This window comes from Atlanticothrix silvestris CENA357 (assembly GCF_016056295.1).
GTDB lineage: Bacteria > Cyanobacteriota > Cyanobacteriia > Cyanobacteriales > Nostocaceae > Atlanticothrix > Atlanticothrix silvestris.
In genome coordinates, this window is record NZ_JAECZB010000001.1 from 213,916 (window position 1) to 239,002 (window position 25,087).

Sequence of the window (25,087 nt, forward strand, 5' to 3'; positions counted from 1 at the left end):
GGGGCTAGGAACTAGGGGTTAGAGGCTAGGGTGTATATTTTATCTGATAAATTTCATTAAAAACGCGCCTATATTGATAGCGAATTATTTTTGATGATTTTTACAATTTGATGAATATCGAAATAAACTATCCACCAAAGCTAAAAGCCATTAGTATCCATGCTCCATTCGCTTATGCCATCTGTATGGGTGAGAAAAAAGCGGAATATCGTTCACAATCAACGCATCGTAGAGGATGGGTGCTAATACACCCATCTCAGTCAAAACAAAATGATGATTATTTTGCTGATTATGGCATCGACCCGACAACAGTCAAACGCGGTGCAATAGTTGGTGCAGTAAAAATTACTAGTTGTGTTGGTTCTCCAGGAAATTATGTTTACCATCTGGTAAATCCTATAAAGTTTAACCGTCCTGTAGAAGGAGTGAAGGGAAAGCAAGCTATATTCTGGAGAGCAAAGACAGATGCAGAAAAAGTAGCTTTTACTTTAGCATCGGAACAAATACGAGAGTATTTACTTAATACAACATTTCATTAATTACTAACTCTGCGTCACTTTGCGTTTAAAAATATGAATTGATCTCACGCAGAGTCGCAGCGAAAAGTTGTCAGGAGGAGCCACTGCTTTGGGCGGGTTTCCAAGGCACTCCGTTGGGCGGCTATGCCGACTTGAAGGAAGTGCCGCCGACTTGTAGCAAGTGGCGTTGGTTTCCCTCTGTAACAAACTTTTCAAGACAGAGCCGCAGAGAATAAGAGTTGAGAAGACTGAATTTTTGAATTTTATATCATAATTCAGCAACGCCGTATTTTGAATATCTCAACTAAACTTTCTCCTTTGCTAGCGGTACAATTCCAATTTGATTTAAGCCCGTATCGATGGCTTTAAGTAGTTGAAAGTCTTCCTCCGGCAAGGGAAAACTGCTACTACTATGCTTTTCTAAAAAAGAAAATGCTTGGCGAAACTGATGCGGCTCTGCTGGAATTGGTGAGTCAAAATGGCAGGGAATAATCGAATGGAAGTCCCAACTTGCTACTTTATCAGCCCAGTCAATAGTTTCTTGAGGCGCGCGGTTGAGAATGAGCGTCTGTAAAATTGGTGCTACAAAAAAACGACCTTTCCCCCGCAGTGCATCAAATGATTGCTGCCACTCTGACTGCCATTTGAAGGGAAATAACCCGAAATAAGCTTTTTTAGAGCGTTCTGGTGCTTGAATGGCATTGCGAAAGACTTTACCCCATTCGACAATCTCTAACATGCTAGGCTGAAAATATAAAGCAAATAGCGAGATGCGCTGCCATCCTTTGCGACGGTTAGCTTGATTATCGGCGACTAGATCAGAGGCTTGATCCTTGGCATGAAATAGTAGAGGATATGAATCTAATTGAACGATCGCAGGTGGATCTTCGGGTATAGAAATTATTGAGTCTGTGACTAAAAGTGTATGCGATCGCTTGTGGAAGAATGCTACTTCTGCAAACCTACCAGGCCCTAGTTCTATAGGGCCAAGAATTGCGTAGTCAAATTCATCAGCAAAGGGTGATTGGCTGCTGTCTTCAGGAAGAACCTGGGTACGTTTGGGAGGTAAACCCAGCCAACTTAGGGGTAGGTTTAATGGAAAACTCCATTGTTTGGGAGCTACAAACACCTGTGCATTAGGAAAGCGCCTAGCAAAGGGGCCAACAAACACCTTATGTTCTAGCCCAGAGACAGTAGGCAAAATAATATATTTAACATCATCATGTTCTGCCACGATTTCATTGACCAACCTGAGGCACTCTGGAGTTGGCGCTACCGGGGCATAAACCAGCAGACCTCCAGTGTCTAACTTAACTACGGTCATGCGAATAGGCACAACAACGTAGAAGATACCCTGGAGTTGATCAAAAGTCCAAATTGTGTCTTTAACTACTTCTTTACAGATTGTCCGCCGCTTGCCATAGGGATAAAGTGGCAACGTGAACCAGAAAGACCAAGAAAAGTCTCTCAAATGAATTTTTTCTCCGATGGATTGATACATTCGAGATGATCACAACCAAAACGTTGAGTCATCATTGCAGATAATTGCTGGGAAGCTTGACCATCAAGATTTAACTCTTGCTTGATAGATTCATAAACCTCTCCTTGAGTTATTCGCTTCGCTATTTGCTGAAATTGTGCCCAAGTTAAATTACTCTCAACAAACGCTTTGGCAAGGGTAATTACCAGTTCCTCATAATCATTGTCTTCTAATTTTGTCATCATTCGGTGTTCAATGTGAAGCGAATCGTCAAAGCAGTAATACCAAGATTTTGGTTGCTGACTGAGTACTTTTGTAAAAAAGTCCTGCTGTTTCGAGCGACTAACAGCTTTATCTGCCTCGCTGCATACCATTAATATCGGGGCAAGAACGCACGTTTGTGCCTGTTTTGAAAGCTGCTCTCCCAATTCTAGAAATATTCGTAACGCCTTTAAACAAAAACCTTTATAGCCAAAATTGCCAGGTGCATCTTTGTTGAACCATTCAAAGTAAATTGGTAGAGTTTTGATTAGCCAATCAAATAATAAATAACGACTACCTAAAAAAGGTGTGAACAATAAGGCGCGGCCAATCTCCTGGGGATGCTCTAAAGCTAACCATGCAGCTAGGGTTCCACCCGTTGATAATCCCCCGACTACGACTTGTTGACCTAGTGTTTTGGCAATCTGTAACCACTCCAGTACAAATTGTTGATAAATTTTAATGTCTGTTGGCAATGGTGGAGGATTTTGATGATTCCATTTACCTGAGCGTCCATGACCCGGTTGTAGGGGAACCAGAACGTTGTATCCCGCTTTAAAAAAAGCTTCGCCAATTGGCTCAAACTGGTAAGGGCCTGCTGTAAAACCATGCAAGAATAGACAAACTTTTGGTGTGGAGTTGGGATAAAGGAAGAATTTTGACCGACAGGCTTCATTTTTCAGCCCCAGCGCCAACTCTGATTGATGCACTTGCTCAATTATCTGTGCTGTCTTGAGAATACCAACTTCCATTTTATGATTTGTCGTACTTCTGCATCTATTCGTTATTTTCTTAACTCAGTGAGCCTACCGAATCTAGCAAATGGTATATTGTTGATTTTCTCTGTGATCACTGAATTTAGCAAATAATTACCGTAAATAACTAGCTCCATTCACATCTAAAATAGCGCCCGTGAGCATTTCAGCACCTTCAGAAGCGAGGAAGAGAATAGTATGGGCAACTTCCTCTGGATTTGCTACACGATTTAAAGGGCTTTGCTGTCGAATCGCTTCACCCGCAGGACTTTTTAGTGTTGCTTGAGACATATCAGTTTCTACCCAACCAGGAGCCACAGCATTCACAAAAATATTATGAGGGGCTAGATGTAAGGCGAGAGATTGGCTAAAGGCATTAAGACCCGCTTTACTAGCTGCATAAGCTGTAGCTCTAGGTTCCCCTCGAAATGCACCACGAGAAGTCACATTAATAATTCGGCCGTTGTGGCGTTCAATCATGTGTTGAGCAACACAGTAAGATACATTGACTGCACCTAATAAATTAACATTAATTGTTTGTTGCCAAGCAACTTGCCAATCTTCATAACTGGTTGGCTGAAGGGGATGTTCTTGATAGATACCAGCATTATTAACTAAAACGTCAATATGTCCCAACTCTGCGATCGCTTGATTGACCATTTGCTCGATAGCAACAGGATTCGCCAGATCAGCTTGTACCAAAATGTGCCCTGTACCTACCAAGGATTGGTGAACCTGCTGGGCAGCTTTTGTTTGCTGATGGTAATGAACTGCTACACGCGCACCTGCTTGGGCAAAAGCAGTGACTACGGCCTTTCCTATACCCCGCGAAGCACCTGTAACCAGTACATTTTTTCCTAGAAAATTGAAGTTGAGCATTAATTTATTTTGCCTTCTATCCAGCCGCAGATGCCCTTAAATGCCTGATACAGCTTGTTTGCGATTTTTTGAGGTCAGTTTTGAAAGTGACGCTAGGAGAATCATAGGAAATCGAGCCATTGTAGGCAACAGGATTAAGCGAGATTCCAAGGATTGAGTTGTTGAGGTGGATATCGCGCTCCATGTCGAGGGAACACTCACCCCATGAAGTGGTATGACGCTTAAGTTTTTCTACTTGGAAGTAGCCTTTGCGATCGCTTGACTTTTAATACACTTGCTACTTCAGAAAACATTTTCCCAATCCTCAATCTTACTCATATCGCCAATTCCACAATTACCGGTGCATGGTCACTGGGTTGGGTCAGTTTTCTGGGTGTTGCATCGATAATGCAACTTTTTGCACGTTCGTATAGCACTGGTGTCAAATAGTGATGGTCAATCCGCCAACCTAAGTTGCGACGAAAGGCGGCGGCGCGATAATCCCACCAGCTGTAGTGTCCACCTTCTGTAGTAAATTTGCGAAAGGCATCGGCAAATCCCATTGCCAGAATATCGCGTAAGGCTTGGCGCTCTAGTTCGGAAGCCATAATATGATTGTCTGGACTCACTTGATCGTGAATATCTTTGGCTTCTAAGGCAATATTGAAGTCGCCGCATACACAAATATCAGCTTGTAACAGCAACAGACATCGCAAATACTCTCGTAGTATTTTCAACCAACGCAGTTTGTATGCATATTTTTCAGTTCCTACTGCTGCGCCATTGGGAACATACAGATTTACAATCCGAATACCATCAATTACACCTGTAATCACGCGCTTTTGCTCATCCCATTCCAGCTGTTGATCGCTCAAAATCGCTGTGAAACCAGTTGTTACATCTACAAGGGGTTTACCACTAATTAGGGCTACACCGTTATAAGCTTTTTGTCCTGATAAATAAACGTGATAACCCAACTCTTCAAAAGGCGATCGCGGAAAATCGGCATCTATAACTTTTGTTTCTTGTAAGCAAAGGACATCAACAGGATTTTGTTTGAGCCAATCGATAACCTGTTCTAAACGAGTACGAACTGAGTTGACATTCCAAGTAGCGATTTTCATTAGTTAGTTAGCAATATCCATATAAATAATGAATTTTCAATGATTACTTGTTCATGATTCTTTAATATTTGTAATCTTTCTCCTTTTACCCTGATTTTCCCTTATTTGACTTTGCAATAAATTGATCCCGTCCTATATTTTAGTATTTACAGCTACAAAATCTACCATTTTGTAAGTTTCGCTACAAAAAATTCTAACTAATTCTGATCCCCGCGATAGATGAAACTCGTAAAAGGTAAGTTATATTTTATAAGGTATGGTCGCTAGGTTGCTACGGCTGTTGGTCTTAAATATATCAGTAGTGTTTGACAGTACAGTTAACAAATATTGCGCTTTTAAAAGTCAATTAGGTTAATTTAAATGTCAAAAAAGTAAGTACAAATGCTTGTCCTCATAAAATAATGTTCAGTCTTTACTTTGAGAACCAATTTAACGGCTGAACCCCAACAAATTTATGAAAATCGCTCAAGTTGCCCCCTTATGGGAACGAGTTCCACCTCTTAATTATGGAGGAATTGAACTGGTAGTAAGTCGCTTGACCGATGAACTAGTTCGTCGCGGTCATGAGGTAACTTTGTTTGCCTCTGGCGATTCTCAAACTTTGGCTTATTTAGAAGCAGTTTACCCGCGTGCATTGCGCTTAGACCACAATGTCCAAGAGTATGCAGTGTATGAAACGCTAGAACTGAGCCAAGTTTACCAGCAAGCTGCGGAATTCGATATTATTCATTCTCATGTAGGGATCAGGGCACTACCTTTAGCGAATTTGGTATCAACTCCCACAGTACACACTCTGCACGGCAGTTTTACCAAGGACAATCGTCACATATTTAGTCAACACCAACACCAATCATACGTCAGTATTAGTAACGCCCAGCGTCAAATCAAATTAAACTATGTTGGCACAGTTTATAACGGGATTGAATTAGCCGATTATCCATTTGTGGCTCAACCTCAAGAATCGCCCTATTTAGCATTTTTAGGACGCTTTTCTCCAGAGAAAGGGCCCCAACATGCGATCGCTATTGCTAAGCAAAGTGGTTGGCGCTTGAAGATGGCAGGAAAGGTTGATGTAGTAGATTCAAAGTTTTTTGAACAAGAAATTGCCCCCCACATTGATGGCCAGAAAATTGAATATTTAGGCGAAATTAACCACGCCGAAAAAGCTGAACTTCTGGGCAATGCTGCAATAACTCTTTTCCCTATAACCTGGCAAGAACCTTTTGGTTTAGTAATGATTGAATCTATGGCAAGCGGTACACCAGTAATTGCCATTAATTTAGGTTCGGTAGAGGAAGTGATTGCTCATGGCAAAACAGGCTTGATCTGCCAAAGTTATGCAGAAATGGCAGCAATGATTCCTGCGGCGTTAGAACTCAATCGTCAAACCTGTCGTGAATATGTAGAAAACAAATTTAGCGTGAACCAAATGGTTAGCGATTATGAAGCGGTCTATGAACGTCTTATCAAAAGCCGCATTGATTTAAATGGTTACATACACGCCGCTAAAATCCGGTTTTAATTAAAATTTTTTTGTCTGTTTTAAACAACAACTTTTCTTTAGGAGGACATTGGAATGAGTATGAGAGCCAATATCTGTCCGTGCTGCGGTGGTTCCCTCCTGCGTCATGTTCGTCATAGCGAACTGTACTGGTTTTGTATATCTTGCCGACAAGAAGTACCACTTTTAACTGTCAATCGCTTGCCTAATATAGATACTCGCAATACGGGAGTAATTCCTCAAACTACTACTAATGTGAGTTGATCAAGTAGGAAAAAATTTGGGCACTAAGTTTGTTAAAATAAGGCGAATTTTCTAATCTGTTAGCTCTACTTGGTAAAATCAGGTGGAGCTAATTGATAGGTCAAAAGCTTGTTAGCAGCATTACTGTACGGTCAAGAAGATTTACGTTTAGAACAGGTTACTGACCCCACTCCAGCAGATGGGGAAATAGTGATTCAAGTAAGGACAGCCACTACTTGTGGTACAGATTTAAAAGTCTGGCGGCGCGGTGGTCATGCCAAGATGCTGAAGCCGCCGACATTATTTGGTCATGAGGCAGCAGGGCAAATTGTAGCATTGGGAGCAGGCGTTAATGGTTGGCAAATAGGCGATCGCGTCGTAGCTAATAATTCAGCCCCCTGCATGAAATGCTTTTTTTGTCAACATCAAGAATATTCGTTATGTCCGAATTTGACATGGAATAACGGGACTTTTGCGGAGTACTTAAAAATTCCCGCAACCATAGTACAGCATAATTTATTGCGAGTTCCCGATGAGTTGCCGTGGGAATTGGCAGCCATGACGGAACCTTTAGCTTGTGTACTGCACGGTGTAGCCCGTTCTAACATTAAACCCCAAGACAGAGTAGTTGTGTTGGGAGATGGAGCCATTGGGCTGATGTTTGTGGCAGCTTTAGCTGAAATTACTGAAGTGTTGCTTTGGGGAGGAAATGACCATAGATTAGAAATTGGTCAAAAATTCGGTGCAGCTAAAACCTTTAACTATCATCAAATTTCAGATATTGCCGGTGTGGTAAAACAATTCACCCAAGGCTGGGGTGCAGATGTGGTGATTGAAGCCACTGGTGTACCCAGCGTTTGGGAAACTGCGATCGCTTGTGCCCGTCCTGGTGCTACTGTCAATTTATTCGGTGGCTGCCCACGAGATAGCACTATTACAGTTAATACAGAACAGCTGCACTACAGCGAACTTACTCTTAAAGGAGTATTTCACAACACTCCCAAATATGTGCGGGCGGCGCTGTCACTAATTGCGAGTCGTAAAATACCTTTTGAATTACTCATCAGTGAACAGCGTAAGTTAAAAGACTTAGAGCAGGTGTTTTGTGACATGAAGGCACGAAAGGTAATTAAGGTAGCAATGATTCCTTAGTGTTTTGCAGGCTCCCCAGTCTTCCAGAAATTAAGCCTCATCAGCCTTAACCAGCGTAACCAAGTTTGTGCCGGCTGCTCAAAGAAAGTAAAAATATCACCGTAACCCAAGCTAGTTTTGTGATGGTGTAACCAGTGCCTCTCAGGAGTAGTAATAAATAAAAGCTGGCATAAGATATTCACCAATTTTGGAGTTTGCCAACCTAAGACACTTATATGTCTCCACCAAACGTGAAACTGACCAAGTAATAATCCAGCAATTACACCGATGGGAGAGAAAGACCACAGAAGTACAGCCATGATTAAATAAGGCAATGCTCCCAGTATCCCATCTAAAAGAACCTGAGAATTAAATGTCAAAATCGCGTAGTGGCGGAAATCTTTTTTCCAGGAGTGGTGTGTTCTGAGGTGGAGGCTACCAAAAACATGCTCAGGTACGTGGTAGCAGAAGGTCGATAGAAAATCGCCAAAAAACAATAACAGCCAAGCAACAGCTATAGCCTCAAGCATTTACAATCCTCACATTCAGTAAGAAAACTCCACAAAAAAGATGCAGATATAATGCTGGGTGCATCGACACCTATAATTTTTAGACTCTCTAAGCAGCTGTGCAGCTAGTTCGGCTCAGAGTACTAAGTAACTTAGGCAGTTGCAGTTTCAAGAATCTATAATCCTCAATTTAGGAAACAACAACTTGTGGGAGTTTGTGATCTGGCTTTTGGCTTTAGATTTATGAAATTGATACATCTAATTACTGATAGGTATACCGTACTTTGTTGTCTTCACATCATAATGTTCTTACGAAGACATACGGTATAAGCAAAGATTGAGTTAAAAATAGTACAAATTTAGGTTAACGGCTAGGGGCTAGGGGCTAGGGATTAGAGGTTAGGGAAGAATTTTCCCTACCTATGCCCAATTCCCTATGTCCAATGGCCTATCTTCTACAACTTATTACCGCACTCAGAGCAGAAGTTATGGTTGGGCTGATTTGTTGTACCGCAATGGCTGCAATAAACTGGTTCTACTGCGGCTTTTGGTAGTTGTTTAGGCAAGCCAATCATCTGGGCATTGCTCTTACCTGGTGCTACCATTGGATAGCAGTTTTCGTCTCTGGTAACTCGCACATCTACGATTACTGGGCCTTGGTGTGCTAGCATTTCGGCGATCGCATCTTTTAACTGAGCGCGATCGCTAATTACCATCCCCTTGATCCCATAAGCTTTAGCCAACAATTCTATATCTGGCATCCCTACTTCCATATTTGAGCAGGAATAACGCTCGCCGTAAAAGGCTTGTTGCCACTGACGTACCATTCCCTGCCAGCCGTTATTCATAATCACGGTCTTGACATTAATACCATATTGTGCAAGTGTACCAAGTTCCTGCAAACACATTTGGAAACTAGCATCGCCGCTAATACAAATAACTTCTTCATCAGGGAAGGCAACTTTAGCACCCATTGCCGCAGGTACGCCGAAACCCATTGTTCCCAAGCCGGCACTAGAAATCCAGCGTCTTGGGCCATTTTTAAGGAATTGTGCTGCCCACATTTGATGTTGACCGACATCTGTGGTGTAGAAAGCGTGGGGCGCTTGGCTACCAACTTCTACAATGACTTCTTGGGGTGAGATACTGTCAGAGTGCTGCGGTACTTCTAAAGGATAATCTTGCCGCCAGCGGTTAACTAGGTTTAACCACTCTTCGGTTTGATTGGGTCTATTTTTGATTCCTAATTGTTTGCACCGACGCAACAATTCAACCAATACATGGCGCACATCACCGACGATAGGAACTTCTGGAACCCGATTTTTGCCAACTTCTGCGGGGTCAATATCGATGTGAATGACTTTAGCGTGAGAAGCAAATTCATCTAATTTACCAGTCACTCGGTCATCAAATCTGGCTCCGACGCAGATTAGCAAATCACAATCGGTAACAGCGAAGTTGGCGTAGGCTGTGCCATGCATTCCCAACATGCCCAACGCCAAGGGATGATGCTCATCGAAAGCACCAATACCCATCAAAGTTGTAGTAACAGGAATTTGGAATAACTCAGCTAGTTCTTTAACTTCTGCGTGAGCATTAGCAGCGATCGCACCCCCACCCACATACAATAATGGACGGCGACTTTCACGAATCAACTGAATTGCACCATTTATTTGGCGAGGATTTCCCTTCAATGTCGGACGATACCCCCGCAACTTGACTGAGCCTGGTTCTACAGGTACATAGTCAAATTCTTCTAATGCCACATCTTTAGGCACATCAATTAAAACTGGCCCCGGTCTTCCAGTACTGGCGATGTGAAAGGCTTCGGCAACAATCTGTGCCATATCTTTGGGGTCACGCACTACATAAGAGTGTTTGACTACAGGTAGGGTAATCCCATAAATATCGGTTTCTTGAAACGCATCCGTACCAATCGATGCCCGTGGGACTTGTCCTGTAACCACAATCATCGGGATTGAGTCCATATAGGCTGTGGCAATACCTGTCACCAAGTTAGTTGCACCGGGGCCTGACGTACCAAAGCAGACTCCAACTTTGCCAGTGGCGCGGGCATAGCCATCAGCGGCGTGGGCTGCACCTTGTTCGTGCCTCACTAGGATATGTTTAATCGCGCCAGTCGCTTCTACCTTGTACAGGTCATCGTAAATCGGTAGGATTGCCCCACCTGGATAACCAAAAATATATTCAACGTCGTGGCGCAGGAGGCTGTCAAGTAGAGCAAAGCCACCAGATGCCCGTTTGGGTGTTGTCACATCTGATGCTTTGGAAACAGCAGACTGGACTTGATTCTCGGTCTGTGAGGGACTAGTTAGGGAAGGCAGGCGCACTGTCACGGTCAAACCTCAGACGATAGCTAAGTTAACGCTTAAATTCTGTAGTTAAGATTTCATTTTAATTGAAAAGTTAAATCAAATGTTGATGTAACTTTCTATTTTAAATATGAGAACGGACTATTATTTTAATATTATTTGGTTAAAGTACATCTTGTAAGACTCTACGGGTATTTTGCCAAGCCCAAACACCCACAACTACCACCACAACACTCATCCCCACCAATACAGTTCGCAAGCCTAAAGCATCAGTTAATGGCCCTGTAATCGCTAAGGGTGCTGATAGGGCAATATTAACAGCATGATTTTGAAAGCCGAATACTTTACCGTGCATATTAGGCGGTGTTTGCTGTTGAATTAAGGTTTGCATAGGTACGCCAATTAAGGAAGCTCCTAAACCCAAAAAAGCACAAAGTCCTAAGGCTATTAACAGGTTGTGGGTAAAAGTGAATAATCCTAAAACCAGTGCCATCATTAAAAATCCTAGTAGGGGTAAAGGTTTGTGATGAAATTTTTCACCCCAGTGCCCTAAAATAGCTGCACCCAATACCATACCTACCCCAGCCGCTGCCAAGAAAAAGCCAAATTGTTTTTCTTTTAAGCCAAACTCTTCTGCTAATCTAATCGTTAGTACTGTTAATGCTGCAAATACGCAATACAGAGTTGTTAGTTGCAACATGGCGTTTAATACTAAACGATTTTTCCGCAGATAGCGCAAACCCTGTTTAAAGTCTGTCCAAGGATGGATTACCGCCTGATTATCGCTAACGGATTTGTTTTCTCGAAAATTAATCGGTTGCATAATCCCAGCGGATAAAAGATATAACACCCCGACTACAAGCTCTTGACCATAGTTCGGCCCTAACCAATTTTTAGCTGCACTTAATATTGGCTCACCGATCGCAAAGCCGATAATTAAGGCTCCCATCATAGTGCTGCTAAAAAGGGCATTAGCTGCTAATAAATTCTCTTTTCGTACCAAAAGTGGGATGGCGGCTTGTTCCGCTGGCGCAAAAAATTGCGTCAAGGAGGAGATGATAAAAACAAATATCAGCAGAACTACGAACTCTTTGGGAAAAAGAGGAATCCCTAATATCATTAATCCCCGCACTACATCAGAGCCGACCATAATGAGTTTTTTCGGGAAGCGGTCAACAAAAACACCACCAATAGAACCAAATAAGATCGCTGGTATTGTAAACGCCACCATTAAAGTTGAGTACATGGAGTTTTCCGTCCCAGGAGGGTGCGGATAATTTTCCAGCAAAGCAACCATTAAAACGAAAAAGATTTTATCTCCTAACTGGGACACTAATTGTCCAATCCACAGGAGCATAAAAGAACGATTTTTGAGGACGGTGCCAAACCCATTATTAACAGCAGCCGGTTCAGTTGGAAACATTTAGGTACTTAGGAATTAGTGACTAAGGTAGATGGGGAACTAAAGTCAAGCGGTAGGTGGGAAAGTATAGCAGTGGAAAAATTTCACCCTATCACTTGATCGCCTGAACACTCCACCGTAAAATCCCTTTTATTTCTCACTCCTGTTGGCTCATTCTGTTTTCCGGACTATTTTTCTTCATAGTGTTTTATCAGTAAATGTAAAAATTCGGCTGCACTCAGGCGAACTTGTATGGGAGGAATATTAACAGATGAATCTATGCACCAGCCTGTGACTGTTTGTGGCGATCGCCACAAAGATAAATGGTCTACTGGTGGTTGTGCGTAAAAATTATTTTGCCCACTACCCAGCAGTGCAGAACTCCAGTGTGTGAAATAATCATGACTCAAGCGATGAATCGGAAAATTACCCCATAGTGGTACTCCCCATCCATCTATAGCAATAAATGCTTTGACATGACCGCCTAAAAGTTGCCACTTCCAAGCCGCAGCGATCGCTCCAACCACACCAGCACTAAAGCTAATGAATATAATTGGCGATTCTAGCTTATCCCCTAAGCGATCGCGCAAAAACTGCAAAATGTGCAGTGATGATAAAGCCAACAAACCTTGTCCTGGAAGAACCACTATATTTACTTGATTCTCACAGATTGAGTCATCAGCATCTGAATCTAACCATCCTGATATAAAGCTTTGGGTTAGTTCTGCATCATGGATTCCAGGACAAATGATTATGCTTGTTTGTGATTTCGTATTTAAAGATTTCACAATTCTACAATTAATTTATTGGCATTCAATTTTACTAAGTTTATAAGTGTTTTTTGGTAGATATAGTGCAGAAAAAATTAGCTCATGGATTCAAACTTGCCACTTAATTATATAAAAATTTCATTTTTGTTTAAATCAGTTAATAGATACAGGATATGAAAAATTTTATTTTCCAATACTCAGTATGTAGTAATAACCCCACGTATGTCTTTCGAGATATTGTTATCATTCTTATAGTCATCCTATCCCCCCGGATAGGATAGCAGTTCACGAGTCAGAGCAAAAATAATGCTATGTTCTAGCTAAATATGCTCTCCACTCTGGTTATATTGAGTGAGGAATTAATTGTGGTTGCCACGCCGGAAAAACTGCACGCCACCCACGAGCATCTATCAAATCAGGATCGAGTAGCCGTATTACTCATGGGCTACGGCGAAGTCGAAAGCTACGAAGATTTCGCTAATTATAATGAACAGGCTTTAAATCTACTAACAGCAAAATTTGCACCAGTACCAACTTGGGTTTATCCTCCCTTAGCCAAACTACTGGCATTATTTGATCGCCATGAGTGGGGACATACACACCATGATTTTATTTCCCCACATAATGCTATTTTTGAACAGCAACGCGCTGGTATCGAAAAGCAATTACAAGCCAAGTGGGGTGATAGCGTCCAAGTTTTCAAAGCCTTTAACTTCTGCGCTCCTTTTTTACCAAATCAAGTTCTGGCAGAAATTCAAAGCCTTGGCTTCGATAAACTTCTAATTTACCCACTATTGGTTGTTGATTCTATTTTCACCAGTGGAATTGCGATCGAGCAAGTGAACAATGCTTTAGCCGATATGGCTGATGGTGAACAGCATTGGGTGAAAGCACTACGTTACATCCCTTCGTTTTTCAACGAACCAGCCTATATAGACTTGATGGCTCATTTGGTTGAGGAGAAAATTAACGCTGACTTAGCAACAGCTTATCTACCTTCTCAAATCGGTATTGTATTAATGAACCACGGTTGTCCTCACAAAGCCAAAGGTTTCACCTCTGGGATTACCGAAAGTCAAGCACTGTACGATTTGGTTCGTGACAAATTGATTAACCGCTATCCTTTAATTTCTGTGGGTTGGCTAAATCATGATACACCTTTAATTGAATGGACGCTGCCAAATGCAGAGCAAGCAGCTAATAACCTCATTCAATTGGGGGCAAAAGTAATAATCTTTATGCCAATTGGCTTTGCTACAGAAAATCACGAAACTTTACTGGATGTCCACCATATCATCCATGCTTTAGAGAAAAAGCATTCTGGTGTAGACTACGTGCAGATGGCGTGTGTCAACGACCACCCAGAGTTTTTGGCAATGGCCGCTGAGTGGGCGAATGCTCATATTGCTGAGTTGAAGAACGAGCAAGCTGCAACGGTTAACCCGCAGTTAGCAGCCACTCATCATCATCACCATCATCACTAAAAAATATTGACGCTACGCTGGTCAGTTGTCAGTTGTGAGCTATTACGGTCTTCTCTCGAACGCAGTGGCTTCCCAGCGAGTAACTAATCCTCGCGTAGCGTATCCGCAGGATTCACCCTTAAGGGTCAGTTGCTTTTGATCTGATTTAATACATCAACGCCACTTAATGCCAGTTGCTAACTGACAACTGACCACTGACAACTGACAAAACTTTAAGCAACACCTCGTAGCTTACGAGTGTTATCAACTAAACTTTGAGCAAACTGATCAAATCGTTGGGAAAGTTTTTCATCCAGCAGTTTGCCTTCAGGATTAAAAGCACCCCAAGCCTGCCCAATTGCAATTTGCTCTGGAATTACCCATCCGTGTACCCATCTCATAATTAGCCTAAGGTCATTTAGGGCGTTGCTATTAGATTGACCACCCAATACACTAATTAATCCTGTGACTTTCGCAGACAGCTCATCAAAGCTCATCAAGTCAAGAGCGTTTTTGAGAACACCACTAACGCCACCGTGATATTCAGGTGTTGCCAAAATTAATCCATCGGCGTTACGAACAGCATCACGTAACCGCTGAACGTCTGGGTATTGTGGATACTCTTTTCCACCATCACAAAATGGTAAATTTAGCTGCCGTAGATCTAATATTTCTACCTCTGCACCTAAAGCTTCTACCCGTTGCGCTGCGACTTGCAAAGCTAACTGGGTATAAGATTCGGGTCTTAAGCTACCACCAAGTCCAGTAATTTTAACCATAATTCACAATTCACCCAGCAATATTAACTAAATTGGCTACCATAACCAGAATTTTTAAAATGCGTAGTCATTATGACTATGTTTATAGTAGCGATTTATCTTTTCATAGTCAAATTACAATTCCATTGAGCTTGTTCCCCAATTCTGATTTATGACTTCCCAGTCATAAACGTTATAATTTCTAACCTAACAAGTTTTAATTTGTAATCATCTAACCAAAGATGAAAATTAGCCTCAATGAAAGTATGCATTCCTTGAGTAGCATGAAGAATGTTTTTGCGTAGAAGTTAGACTAGATTAGACAATAGTGATTTCCAGTTATTGCGATTTTTGCTAGAAGAATAGGCATAAAACCAGCGCTTGGCTGATGCCACCAGACAAAGGGTAATTATTATGAAAAATTTCGGGAAAAAGGCATTGATAAAACAGCACTCACCAAAGCGTGTTGCTTGGGCTGGAGCATTAGCAGCAAGTTTGATCATGTTGCCGGGTATTTTTGGTGGTACTCCCGCCTTGGCGCAGCAAAAAGCAGAGCGCGATTCTTTAACTTATGGTGAACTGATCCAAAAAACTGATAAAGGAGAAGTTAAAAGAGTAGAGTTAGACGAAACCGAACAAATAGCAAAAGTATATCTCAAGGGACAAAAGCCAGATACTCCACCGATACAGGTGAGGCTTTTGAATCAAAATACAGAATTAATTAATAAATTAAAAGCAAAAAACGTTGATTTTGGTGAAATTTCGTCTGCCAACAGTAGAGCTGCTGTTGGGCTTTTGATTAACCTGATGTGGATTCTGCCCTTGGTGGCTTTAATGCTTTTGTTCCTTCGTCGTTCTACTAATGCTTCTAGCCAAGCAATGAACTTCGGCAAATCTAAAGCCCGCTTCCAAATGGAGGCCAAAACCGGAGTAAAGTTTGATGATGTAGCAGGTATCGAAGAAGCAAAAGAAGAACTACAAGAAGTTGTTACCTTCTTGAAGCAGCCAGAAAGATTTACTGCTATAGGTGCGCGTATTCCTAAAGGAGTGTTGTTAGTTGGGCCTCCCGGAACTGGTAAAACTTTATTAGCAAAAGCGATCGCAGGGGAAGCAAGCGTACCATTCTTTAGCATTTCCGGTTCGGAATTTGTGGAAATGTTTGTTGGTGTGGGTGCATCCCGCGTCCGCGATTTATTTAAGAAAGCCAAAGAAAATGCTCCTTGCTTGATATTTATTGATGAAATCGATGCTGTCGGACGGCAACGAGGTGCTGGTATTGGTGGTGGTAACGATGAAAGAGAGCAAACCCTCAACCAATTACTCACCGAAATGGACGGCTTTGAAGGTAACAGCGGCATAATTATTATTGCTGCAACCAACCGTCCAGATGTGCTGGATACAGCCTTGTTGCGCCCTGGACGCTTTGATCGACAAGTGATTGTCGATGCACCAGATCTCAAAGGGCGACAAGAAATTTTAAAAGTGCATTCTCGCAATAAGAAAATTGATGCTAGCGTGTCTTTAGATGCGATCGCTCGCCGGACTCCTGGTTTTACTGGTGCAGATTTAGCTAACTTACTCAACGAGGCAGCAATTCTTACCGCTAGAAGACGCAAAGAAGCAATCACCATCCTCGAAATTGATGATGCCGTAGATCGGGTAGTAGCCGGCATGGAAGGTACAGCCTTAGTAGATAGTAAAAGCAAGCGATTGATTGGCTACCATGAAGTCGGACACGCTTTAATAGGTACATTGCTTAAAGACCATGACCCTGTGCAAAAAGTTACACTTATCCCACGGGGACAAGCGCTAGGATTAACTTGGTTTACCCCGAATGAAGAACAAGGCTTAGTTTCTCGTTCTCAACTCAAAGCCAGAATTACTGCTACTTTGGGTGGTCGCGCCGCTGAAGAAATTGTTTTTGGCAAGCCTGAAGTAACTACAGGTGCAGGCAATGACTTGCAACAAGTAACAGGGATGGCACGACAAATGGTGACAAAATTCGGTATGTCAGAATTAGGCCCATTGTCTCTAGAAAGTCAGAGTACAGAGGTCTTTTTGGGACGCGATTGGATGAATAAATCAGAATATTCTGAGGAAATTGCTGCCAAGATTGATTCCCAAGTGCGTGAAATCGTTAACAATTGCTACATCAAGGCAAAAGAATTGTTACAAGAACATCGCATAGCATTGGAGCATCTAGTCGATTTATTAATAGATCAAGAAACAATAGACGGCGAATTATTCCGCCAAATAGTCACCGAACATCTTCAGTTAGATGCTCAGATGACTGATGAAAAATTACCTGTATCTCATTAGAAGTTAGCCAATAGTAAATAGTGATACTTATAGGGTGGGCATGTAATGGCCACCCCAATACTTCTCGGTTAAAGGGAAAAGGGGAAGGGGGAAAGGGAAAGAAAAAACCTTTAACCCTTCCCCTTTAACCTTTTCCCAAAACCCGATTCCGAATTAAAAATGCACAAAGTGAGAAGTATTGATGGCCACCCTACTGTTTTGCTGTATTGCGAGCGCCCATAATTAGCTGTTGATTCTCCGAAAAAAATCGGGAGATTGGCACAGCAGTAGAAATCCTGTTAGTCTTTATGCTTAAAATTGCTTAAAGGGTCAATTGATCATCGCTGAGAAATCAAGTTGACCATTTGCAGGACTCATCCAAGCCATGCTGACTGAAATTTTTCCTTTCCGTTTTGAATTGGACACGATCGCGATCGCTGGAGCGAGTTTGTGGTCATTGGCGCTGTATCTCGCCTTTTCGGGACTTAGTGAATGGGTAATCGAGCAGCTAAACCGCTGGTTTAACTTTGCCGAGCGATCGCTTTACACCAGTCAGTCAGAATTTGAAAAGACTCGTAAAGCCAGAGAATCCCAAAACGCCTTTTACGCCTCACTGTTTAGCATCATTCCGTTTCTAGTTATTGGCGCTTTATGTAACTGGGGGTTGGAAATCAGTTTAGGTCAAAGTTGGGCAATTAGTACAGGTATACTTGCCTGTATTGGTTCCGGTATTTATGAACTCGGTCGCCGGGATGGACAATCTTCAGATTAAGACAGATGAAGGGGACGAGGGAAAAACTCCTTACCTCCTCATTTCTCCCGTGACTGAGTAAAACGCCCATAAAGCTGGAAAATACATTTATATAAGTTATTTTATTAAAATATGGAGCAATACAAGTTATTAAAAATACAATTATGAAAAAAGCTTTAGTCAGCTTGGGATTAGTTTCAACTGGTATTTGGGCGATATCATCTGTAGCTGCTTTATCAGATCGTTGTTTAATTCAGAATCACTCTAGCAATATTCCCCCTGAAATACTCAAAAAAATATTTCCTGAAGAAAACAATCGATTGACTATATTTCAAAAGCGTCCACTAACTTCAGCTTCGGAAAAAGAAATTAGGCAAGCTGCCGTAAACTATACCCTTGCAAAATCTTGCCAATTCAAGATTCTCAGTGGTATACCTGAAGCAATATTTGCCCGTCCAATCAAAGTTGCTGAAATTCCTGCCACTGGATTTGGTGAATTTGACTTTGGGGGTAAAGAACCGCCAATGATATTAGTAGTAGTCAAAGGAAATTTTGACATTAGCGGTTCTGGTTCTGGGTTTCCTGGCTTTCAAACTTCCAATCCTCCTCGTTCAACAAAATACACTGCTTATATTTTTGACCTCCAGGCTGGTACCCCTATTTTTTCAGCAACCGGACTGACAGGCAAATACTTTCGTAATGCCCTTAAAGACTCAACAATACCAGATGATTTAGAATCTGTTGACCTTTAATTGTTGTTCGATTTCCTCACATACAATCTGTGCAATCTTACTTGCTGCACCACTTTCACCACGGACGCTGTGTAGCTTAGCTCGCACTTCGTCCAATTTTTGTGGATGAGACAACCAGTCTAAAACTATTTCCCCAACTTCTGGCGCTTGGAGTTTACCTACAAGTTCTGGCACAATTTCTTCTTGTGCCCAAATGTTCGGCCAGGCTAATAAACCTTTGCGTTTTAATGCGATCGAGTTAATCATCTTTGCAAAGGTTGAACCCACTCCTGGTAAATTAGCTAGTAATCCTGGTAAACCATCCCAAGAACGCATGGCATCAAGTTGTTGCATCGGTAGCAAAACAATCATAGGTATGCCTAAAGCACCTAGTTCAGCTGTGTTTGCTCCTACTGTAGTCAGACAGATACGGCATTGGGATAATAATTCATAAGCAGGGTTTTTTTGGCATAGTTCCACTTCTAAGCCCGTGGCTGTTTTGAGTACATAAGGATAATTACTATCTTCTGGGGTAATTAAAGATGCACCAGTAGAGCCAAAAGTGTTAACTAAAGAATTTTTTTGGGGATCGGCAAAACTAGCTAAAGTTTGTAAATCCAAAGTTGGGGCGACGGGAAGCACAAACTTAGTTTGGGGTCTTTTGGCGTAGACGTATTCTGCGATCGCTAAAGTTAATGGTACACCTTGAGCTAATTTTGCTGCTTTTGAACCAGGCAGTAAACCAATCAATTCAGTTTTAAGTGATGGGGAATTTAAATCTGGTCTCTCGGCGGCTTCTAGCATCAAGTCGCCAACGACGGTGAATTTGTGAGCATATTTTAAAGAGACACCTTTAACAACTGTTGCTTTCATCACACCAAAGCGATCAATCCAATTATGCCAACGTGCCTCCCATTCAGCGTAAACAACTGTGCGATAGCCCAATTTTTTGCCGATGACTACAGGAAAAATTTGATCGCCACCGAGAAAAACCACTACACCGCGACTTCTCCAGTCCCAATTTTCATCAGTTTTTCCCCTAAGCAAAAATTGCCAAAAATGCTCTGCTTTCTGGACTCGATCTACTTCTGGATAAGCAAGGGCGATCGCAGCTTCTTTGCCAGTAGCATTTGGACAAGGGGACAAAATTACTGAAATCCTCACTACAGAACGGTCATCTCCTAATTTTTGCCGCAGTGCTTTGACAACTGGACGCACCCAAGTCGTTACCTCACCAGGGCCATTCGAGAGAATTAAAATATCAAATTCTTGTTTAGTCATTTGTCAATAGTCAACTGTCAATAGTTATATATATTAAGTTTTTGTTACAAATACTGAGTAATTACTTTTGCCATTCTCAATATTCAATAATAAATATTTCATTTTTTATATCGATTTGTGTCAGATAGACGATAAAATTCCCACTGAGTAAGGTTTTTCTGATAAAAAACTCTTATTGCCGAAGAGAAAAAGTCATTTTTAGCGTCTAATTGCCGCTAAAAACTTTTAGTAGAGAACACGCATCAAAGGAGCCGAGGAAGCATGTTCACCCACGTCAAGTCCACCATTAGACACATTGCGCCTGATAACTTACGCGGACGTAATTTAATCAAGGTGGTCTATGTCGTGCTTGAGTCCCAGTACCAAAGCGCATTGTCGCAAGCAGTTCGGAAGATTAATTCTAATCACCCCAACCTGGCGATTGAAATCAGCGGGTACTTGATTGAGGAACTCCGCGACCCAGAGAACTATGAAGAGTTCAAACGGGATATGGAGAGCGCAAATATATTTATCGCCTCACTTATTTTCATAGAAGACTTAGCACAAAAAGTAGTTACAGCAGTTGAACCATATCGCGATCGCTTGGATGTCGCTGTTGTCTTTCCCTCGATGCCAGAAGTAATGCGCCTAAACAAAATGGGCAGCTTTTCTCTGGCACAGTTGGGTCAGTCGAAGAGTGTGATCGCCCAATTCATGCGGAAACGCAAAGAAAAATCCGGTGCCGGATTCCAAGATGGGATGCTGAAGCTTTTGCGAACGCTACCCCAAGTGCTGAAGTTCCTCCCGATGGACAAAGCACAGGATGCGCGGAATTTCATGCTCAGTTTTCAGTATTGGTTAGGGGGTTCTCCAGAAAACCTGGAAAACTTCTTGTTGATGCTAGCTGATAAATATGTATTTAAAGATGTAGAGAAACAAAATTTTGCATCTGCAGCATATCAAGCGCCAGTGGTTTATCCCGATTTAGGGATTTGGCATCCTTTGGCTCCGAATATGTTTGAGGATGTCAAAGAGTATCTCAATTGGTACACAGCCCGCAAGGATATCCCTAAAGATCTCAAAGATCCCCTAGCTCCTTGTATTGGATTGGTACTACAACGTACACATCTAGTTACTGGTGATGATGCCCATTATGTGGCGATCGTGCAGGAGTTGGAATCTTTGGGGGCAAAGGTACTGCCAGTATTCGCTGGTGGTTTGGATTTCTCCAAGCCTGTGGATGCCTACTTTTATGAACCGAATACTAATACACAGTTAGTAGATGCAGTGATATCACTGACTGGTTTTGCTTTGGTCGGTGGCCCGGCTAGACAAGACCATCCTAAAGCAATTGAATCACTTAAACGCTTAAACCGTCCTTACATGGTGGCGTTGCCCTTAGTGTTCCAAACCACAGAAGAGTGGATGGATAGCGATTTAGGGTTACATCCGATTCAAGTAGCATTGCAAATTGCGATTCCCGAATTAGATGGGGCAATTGAGCCAATTATATTATCAGGTAGAGATGGTACTACAGGCAAAGCGATCGCCCTGCGCGATCGAGTTGAAGCGGTAGCCGAACGCGCCTTAAAATGGGCGAACCTCCGCCGCAAACCGAAGCTAGATAAAAAAGTCGCTATTACCGTTTTCAGCTTCCCACCAGATAAAGGCAACGTCGGAACCGCCGCTTATTTGGATGTATTCGGTTCCATCTACGAGGTGATGAAAGCCCTCAAAAATAACGGCTACGACTTACCAGAATTGCCAGAATCCGCCGAAGCGTTGATGCAAGAAGTCATCCATGACGCTCAAGCGCAGTACAACAGCCCAGAACTGAACGTTGCTTACAAAATGTCGGTTCCTGAGTATGAGGCGCTGACACCCTACTCTCAACGCTTAGAGGAAAACTGGGGCCCACCTCCCGGACATCTCAACAGCGACGGGCAAAATCTGCTGATTTATGGTAAGCAATTCGGTAATGTCTTCATCGGTGTGCAACCCACATTCGGTTACGAAGGCGACCCGATGCGGTTGTTGTTCTCCCGTTCAGCTAGTCCTCACCACGGTTTTGCTGCCTACTACACTTACCTAGAGCAAGTGTGGCAAGCTGATGCTGTACTGCACTTTGGTACTCATGGTTCCTTGGAATTCATGCCCGGTAAACAGATGGGCATGTCTGGTGATTGTTATCCAGATAACTTGATTGGCTCAATTCCTAACCTGTATTACTACGCAGCTAATAATCCGAGTGAAGCGACAATTGCCAAACGCCGGAGTTACGCCGAAACAATTTCTTACTTGACACCGCCGGCAGAAAATGCTGGTTTGTATAAAGGTTTGAAGGAACTCAGTGAATTAATTGCTTCCTACCAAACCTTGAAAGATAGTGGACGCGGTGTTTCCATTGTCAATAGCATCATGGATAAATGCCGAATCGTGAATCTGGATAAGGATATTGACCTGCCAGAAACCGATGCCAGAGACATGAGTGCTGATGAACGAGATAATATTGTTGGCAACGTCTACCGCAAGTTGATGGAAATTGAGTCGCGGTTATTGCCTTGTGGTTTGCACGTCATTGGTAAACCGCCAAGTGCAGAAGAAGCGATCGCAACTCTCGTCAATATTGCTAGTCTAGATCGTCAAGAAGAAGGACTTCAAGGCTTACCGGGAATTATCGCCAACAGTATTGGGCGTAATATTGACGATATTTACCAAAATAGCGATCGAGGCATTTTAGAAGATGTCCAGTTATTGCAAGATATCACCTTAGCAACACGTACCGCAGTTGGTGCATTAGTGCAAGCACAAACTGATGCTGAAGGACGAGTTTCTTTAGTCTCCCGGTTGAATTTCTTCAATATGGGTAAAAAAGAACCTTGGGTGGAAGCATTGCATAAAGCAGGTTATCCCAAAGTGGATACTGCTGTGTTGAAACCACTGTTCGAGTATTTGGAATTTTGCCTCCAGCAAGTTTGTGCAGATAACGAACTAGGAGCCTTACTCAAAGGCTTAGAAGGCGAGTATGTCCTACCTGGCCCTGGCGGCGATCCCATCCGCAACCCGGATGTATTGCCTACAGGTAAGAATATCCATGCACTCGATCCGCAATCCATCCCCACAACAGCAGCAGTCCAATCAGCCAAAATCGTCGTAGATCGGCTTTTAGCACGTAATAAGGCAGAAAATGATGGAAAATGGCCAGAAACCATCGCCTGTGTCCTCTGGGGAACCGATAACATCAAAACTTACGGCGAATCCCTAGCGCAAATTATGTGGATGGTGGGCGTGCGTCCAGTTCCCGATGCTTTGGGACGGGTGAACAAGTTGGAGTTAATATCTTTAGAAGAGTTGGGACGACCCAGAATTGATGTGGTAATCAACTGTTCTGGTGTATTCCGCGACTTGTTCATTAACCAGATGAACCTCCTAGACCAAGGGGTGAAGATGGCAGCTGAAGCGGATGAACCTTTAGAAATGAACTTTGTTCGCAAACATGCTTTGCAGCAAGCCGAAGACATGGGAATTAATCTGCGTCAAGCAGCAACGCGCGTTTTCTCCAATGCTTCTGGTTCTTACTCGTCAAATATCAACTTGGCGGTAGAAAACAGTACTTGGGATAGTGAAGCCGAGTTGCAAGAAATGTACTTGAAGCGGAAATCATTCGCCTTCAATTCCGATAACCCCGGTATGATGGACGAATCCCGGCAGATTTTTGAAAGTACATTAAAAACTGCTGATGCAACTTTCCAAAATCTCGATTCTTCCGAGATTAGCTTAACGGACGTTTCTCACTACTTTGATTCAGATCCCACCAAGCTTGTGGCAAGTCTGCGTGGTGATGGCAAGAAACCAGCATCTTATATTGCAGATACAACCACAGCTAACGCCCAAGTGCGGACATTATCAGAAACCGTGCGTTTGGATGCGCGTACCAAATTATTAAATCCCAAATGGTACGAAGGTATGCTGTCTCACGGTTACGAAGGTGTGCGCGAACTCTCCAAGCGGTTGGTGAATACAACAGGTTGGAGTGCGACAGCCGGCGCTGTAGATAACTGGATTTATGAGGATACTAACGAAACCTTCATTAAAGATGAAGAAATGCAGAAACGGTTGTTGAACCTTAATCCCCATTCTTTCCGCAAGATTGTATCAACTTTGTTGGAAGTAAATGGACGCGGTTATTGGGAGACTAGCGAGGATAATTTAGATCGTCTGCGCGAGTTGTACCAAGAAGTTGAAGACCGGATTGAAGGGATAGACTAGGATTACATGGGCAGGCTTTATGCCTGCCTTAACTTTTCAATCTGAAATATGACTATGAATGCTTTAACGGTCAACCTTCAATCAGTATTGGAACTGACAGATGAGCAGTTTTTTAATCTATGTCAGGCAAACCGTGACTTAAGGTTTGAACGCACTGCAACCGGAGAATTAATTATCATGCCACCTACAGGGGGAGAAACCGGAAATAAGAATGCCAGAATCACTCAACAATTAATGAATTGGACGGATGCTGATGGTACTGGCATCGCTTTTGATTCTTCTACTTGTTTTAAATTACCTAATGGTGCAGCTCGTTCACCTGATGCTTCTTGGATAAAGTTAGAACGATGGGATGCTTTAACTGAAGAAGAAAAACAAAAGTTTCCTCCAATTTGTCCTGATTTTGTTGTTGAGTTACTTTCACCAAGTGATAGTTTGAAAGTTGCACAGGATAAGATGAGGGAATACATAGATAATGATGTGCGTTTGGGTTGGTTAATTAATCGCAAATCGCGGCAAGTGGAGATTTATCGGCAAGGACAAGAGGTTGAGGTGTTGGAATCGCCTGTTACCTTGTCAGGAGAAGATGTTTTACAGGGTTTTATTTTAAACCTTGAGGCGATTTGGTAACTGAAATAAAAAATGTATTGCAAACTAAAAAATAATAAAACA

The 25,087-nt window shown here is 42.4% G+C and carries 20 protein-coding genes; 10 read left to right on the plus strand and 10 right to left on the minus strand.

Annotated elements, in window-relative coordinates:
- Nucleotides 1–110 precede the first annotated feature (110 nt).
- Nucleotides 111–539 carry an ASCH domain-containing protein gene (locus I8751_RS01005; RefSeq protein ID WP_214437300.1) on the plus strand — a complete coding sequence of 143 codons (429 nt, stop codon included), beginning with the start codon at nucleotides 111–113 and terminating at the stop codon, nucleotides 537–539.
- Nucleotides 540–822: 283 nt separating this feature from the next.
- On the opposite strand, the gene I8751_RS01010 is transcribed toward I8751_RS01005, so the two are convergent.
- The 4 genes from I8751_RS01010 to xth form a co-directional block, all read right to left on the minus strand.
- A complete protein-coding gene (locus I8751_RS01010) occupies nucleotides 823–2,019 on the minus strand; it encodes a DUF4336 domain-containing protein (RefSeq protein WP_214437301.1) in 1,197 nt (398 codons plus the stop codon).
- Nucleotides 1,986–3,011, minus strand: a complete 1,026-nt coding sequence (locus I8751_RS01015; protein WP_214437302.1) for an alpha/beta hydrolase — start codon at nucleotides 3,009–3,011, stop codon at nucleotides 1,986–1,988. The genes I8751_RS01010 and I8751_RS01015 overlap by 34 nt, the downstream gene beginning before the upstream one ends.
- 117 nt (nucleotides 3,012–3,128) lie before the next feature.
- Nucleotides 3,129–3,893, minus strand: coding sequence for an SDR family NAD(P)-dependent oxidoreductase (locus I8751_RS01020; RefSeq protein ID WP_214437303.1), 765 nt, complete (start codon nucleotides 3,891–3,893; stop codon nucleotides 3,129–3,131).
- A gap of 314 nt (nucleotides 3,894–4,207) precedes the next feature.
- Nucleotides 4,208–4,996, minus strand: a complete 789-nt coding sequence (xth, locus tag I8751_RS01025) for an exodeoxyribonuclease III (RefSeq protein ID WP_214437304.1) — start codon at nucleotides 4,994–4,996, stop codon at nucleotides 4,208–4,210.
- Between the two features lie 454 nt (nucleotides 4,997–5,450).
- On the opposite strand from xth, the gene I8751_RS01030 reads away from it, so the two are divergent.
- The 3 genes from I8751_RS01030 to I8751_RS01040 all read left to right on the plus strand — a co-directional run bounded on the left by I8751_RS01030 (nucleotide 5,451) and on the right by I8751_RS01040 (nucleotide 7,892).
- A complete protein-coding gene (locus I8751_RS01030) occupies nucleotides 5,451–6,518 on the plus strand; it encodes a glycosyltransferase family 4 protein (RefSeq protein WP_214437305.1) in 1,068 nt (355 codons plus the stop codon).
- 54 nt (nucleotides 6,519–6,572) lie between these two features.
- Entirely contained in the window at nucleotides 6,573–6,761 is a 189-nt protein-coding gene (locus I8751_RS01035; protein WP_214437306.1) for a hypothetical protein, read from the plus strand.
- A gap of 108 nt (nucleotides 6,762–6,869) precedes the next feature.
- Nucleotides 6,870–7,892, plus strand: a complete 1,023-nt coding sequence (locus tag I8751_RS01040) for a zinc-dependent alcohol dehydrogenase (protein WP_214437307.1) — start codon at nucleotides 6,870–6,872, stop codon at nucleotides 7,890–7,892.
- Here the strand turns inward: I8751_RS01040 and I8751_RS01045 are convergent.
- From I8751_RS01045 to I8751_RS01060, 4 genes are all read right to left on the minus strand, one after another.
- Complete coding sequence (locus tag I8751_RS01045; RefSeq protein ID WP_214437308.1) at nucleotides 7,889–8,401, minus strand: fatty acid hydroxylase; 513 nt, start codon at nucleotides 8,399–8,401, stop codon at nucleotides 7,889–7,891. The genes I8751_RS01040 and I8751_RS01045 overlap by 4 nt on opposite strands.
- A 434-nt stretch (nucleotides 8,402–8,835) precedes the next feature.
- Nucleotides 8,836–10,737: a biosynthetic-type acetolactate synthase large subunit gene (gene ilvB, locus I8751_RS01050; protein ID WP_214437309.1), complete on the minus strand. Its 1,902-nt coding sequence runs from the start codon at nucleotides 10,735–10,737 to the stop codon at nucleotides 8,836–8,838.
- A 139-nt stretch (nucleotides 10,738–10,876) separates the two neighbouring features.
- A complete protein-coding gene (locus tag I8751_RS01055; protein ID WP_214437310.1) occupies nucleotides 10,877–12,136 on the minus strand; it encodes an MFS transporter in 1,260 nt (419 codons plus the stop codon).
- Between the two features lie 167 nt (nucleotides 12,137–12,303).
- Nucleotides 12,304–12,903, minus strand: a complete 600-nt coding sequence (locus I8751_RS01060) for a hypothetical protein (RefSeq protein ID WP_214437311.1) — start codon at nucleotides 12,901–12,903, stop codon at nucleotides 12,304–12,306.
- A 347-nt stretch (nucleotides 12,904–13,250) separates the two neighbouring features.
- Here I8751_RS01060 and I8751_RS01065 point away from each other — a divergent pair, with 347 nt between their 5' ends.
- Nucleotides 13,251–14,369: a ferrochelatase gene (locus I8751_RS01065; protein ID WP_214437359.1), complete on the plus strand. Its 1,119-nt coding sequence runs from the start codon at nucleotides 13,251–13,253 to the stop codon at nucleotides 14,367–14,369.
- 212 nt (nucleotides 14,370–14,581) lie between these two features.
- On the opposite strand, the gene I8751_RS01070 is transcribed toward I8751_RS01065, so the two are convergent.
- Nucleotides 14,582–15,127, minus strand: a complete 546-nt coding sequence (locus I8751_RS01070) for an NADPH-dependent FMN reductase (protein WP_214437312.1) — start codon at nucleotides 15,125–15,127, stop codon at nucleotides 14,582–14,584.
- A 393-nt stretch (nucleotides 15,128–15,520) separates the two neighbouring features.
- On the opposite strand from I8751_RS01070, the gene ftsH reads away from it, so the two are divergent.
- From ftsH to I8751_RS01085, 3 genes are all read left to right on the plus strand, one after another.
- Nucleotides 15,521–17,425, plus strand: a complete 1,905-nt coding sequence (ftsH, locus tag I8751_RS01075) for an ATP-dependent zinc metalloprotease FtsH (protein ID WP_214437313.1) — start codon at nucleotides 15,521–15,523, stop codon at nucleotides 17,423–17,425.
- A 364-nt stretch (nucleotides 17,426–17,789) separates the two neighbouring features.
- Nucleotides 17,790–18,176, plus strand: coding sequence for a hypothetical protein (locus I8751_RS01080; protein ID WP_214437314.1), 387 nt, complete (start codon nucleotides 17,790–17,792; stop codon nucleotides 18,174–18,176).
- A 143-nt stretch (nucleotides 18,177–18,319) separates the two neighbouring features.
- The gene (locus tag I8751_RS01085; RefSeq protein WP_214437315.1) at nucleotides 18,320–18,907 is read left to right on the plus strand and encodes a hypothetical protein; all 588 of its coding nucleotides are present in this window, start codon (nucleotides 18,320–18,322) and stop codon (nucleotides 18,905–18,907) included.
- Here I8751_RS01085 and I8751_RS01090 read toward each other — a convergent pair.
- Nucleotides 18,887–20,167: a glycosyltransferase family protein gene (locus I8751_RS01090; RefSeq protein WP_214437316.1), complete on the minus strand. Its 1,281-nt coding sequence runs from the start codon at nucleotides 20,165–20,167 to the stop codon at nucleotides 18,887–18,889. The two genes, I8751_RS01085 and I8751_RS01090, sit on opposite strands and share 21 nt — an antisense overlap.
- A gap of 261 nt (nucleotides 20,168–20,428) precedes the next feature.
- On the opposite strand from I8751_RS01090, the gene I8751_RS01095 reads away from it, so the two are divergent.
- Entirely contained in the window at nucleotides 20,429–24,415 is a 3,987-nt protein-coding gene (locus I8751_RS01095; RefSeq protein WP_214437317.1) for a magnesium chelatase subunit H, read from the plus strand.
- 54 nt (nucleotides 24,416–24,469) lie between these two features.
- Nucleotides 24,470–25,045 carry a Uma2 family endonuclease gene (locus I8751_RS01100; RefSeq protein ID WP_214437318.1) on the plus strand — a complete coding sequence of 192 codons (576 nt, stop codon included), beginning with the start codon at nucleotides 24,470–24,472 and terminating at the stop codon, nucleotides 25,043–25,045.
- Nucleotides 25,046–25,087 lie beyond the last annotated feature (42 nt).

Bases quoted from the DNA above. Each gene is read 5' to 3' on its own strand.
- I8751_RS01035 (WP_214437306.1), top strand. From the start codon at position 6,573: ATGAGTATGAGAGCCAATATCTGTCCGTGCTGCGGTGGTTCCCTCCTG.
- I8751_RS01095 (WP_214437317.1), top strand. From the start codon at position 20,429: ATGTTCACCCACGTCAAGTCCACCATTAGACACATTGCGCCTGATAAC.
- I8751_RS01045 (WP_214437308.1), bottom strand. From the start codon at position 8,401: ATGCTTGAGGCTATAGCTGTTGCTTGGCTGTTATTGTTTTTTGGCGAT.
- I8751_RS01030 (WP_214437305.1), top strand. From the start codon at position 5,451: ATGAAAATCGCTCAAGTTGCCCCCTTATGGGAACGAGTTCCACCTCTT.
- I8751_RS01085 (WP_214437315.1), top strand. From the start codon at position 18,320: ATGAAAAAAGCTTTAGTCAGCTTGGGATTAGTTTCAACTGGTATTTGG.
- I8751_RS01010 (WP_214437301.1), bottom strand. From the start codon at position 2,019: ATGTATCAATCCATCGGAGAAAAAATTCATTTGAGAGACTTTTCTTGG.
- I8751_RS01055 (WP_214437310.1), bottom strand. From the start codon at position 12,136: ATGTTTCCAACTGAACCGGCTGCTGTTAATAATGGGTTTGGCACCGTC.
- I8751_RS01015 (WP_214437302.1), bottom strand. From the start codon at position 3,011: ATGGAAGTTGGTATTCTCAAGACAGCACAGATAATTGAGCAAGTGCAT.
- I8751_RS01020 (WP_214437303.1), bottom strand. From the start codon at position 3,893: ATGCTCAACTTCAATTTTCTAGGAAAAAATGTACTGGTTACAGGTGCT.
- I8751_RS01090 (WP_214437316.1), bottom strand. From the start codon at position 20,167: ATGACTAAACAAGAATTTGATATTTTAATTCTCTCGAATGGCCCTGGT.
- I8751_RS01080 (WP_214437314.1), top strand. From the start codon at position 17,790: ATGCTGACTGAAATTTTTCCTTTCCGTTTTGAATTGGACACGATCGCG.
- I8751_RS01100 (WP_214437318.1), top strand. From the start codon at position 24,470: ATGAATGCTTTAACGGTCAACCTTCAATCAGTATTGGAACTGACAGAT.
- I8751_RS01070 (WP_214437312.1), bottom strand. From the start codon at position 15,127: ATGGTTAAAATTACTGGACTTGGTGGTAGCTTAAGACCCGAATCTTAT.
- ftsH (WP_214437313.1), top strand. From the start codon at position 15,521: ATGAAAAATTTCGGGAAAAAGGCATTGATAAAACAGCACTCACCAAAG.
- xth (WP_214437304.1), bottom strand. From the start codon at position 4,996: ATGAAAATCGCTACTTGGAATGTCAACTCAGTTCGTACTCGTTTAGAA.
- I8751_RS01005 (WP_214437300.1), top strand. From the start codon at position 111: ATGAATATCGAAATAAACTATCCACCAAAGCTAAAAGCCATTAGTATC.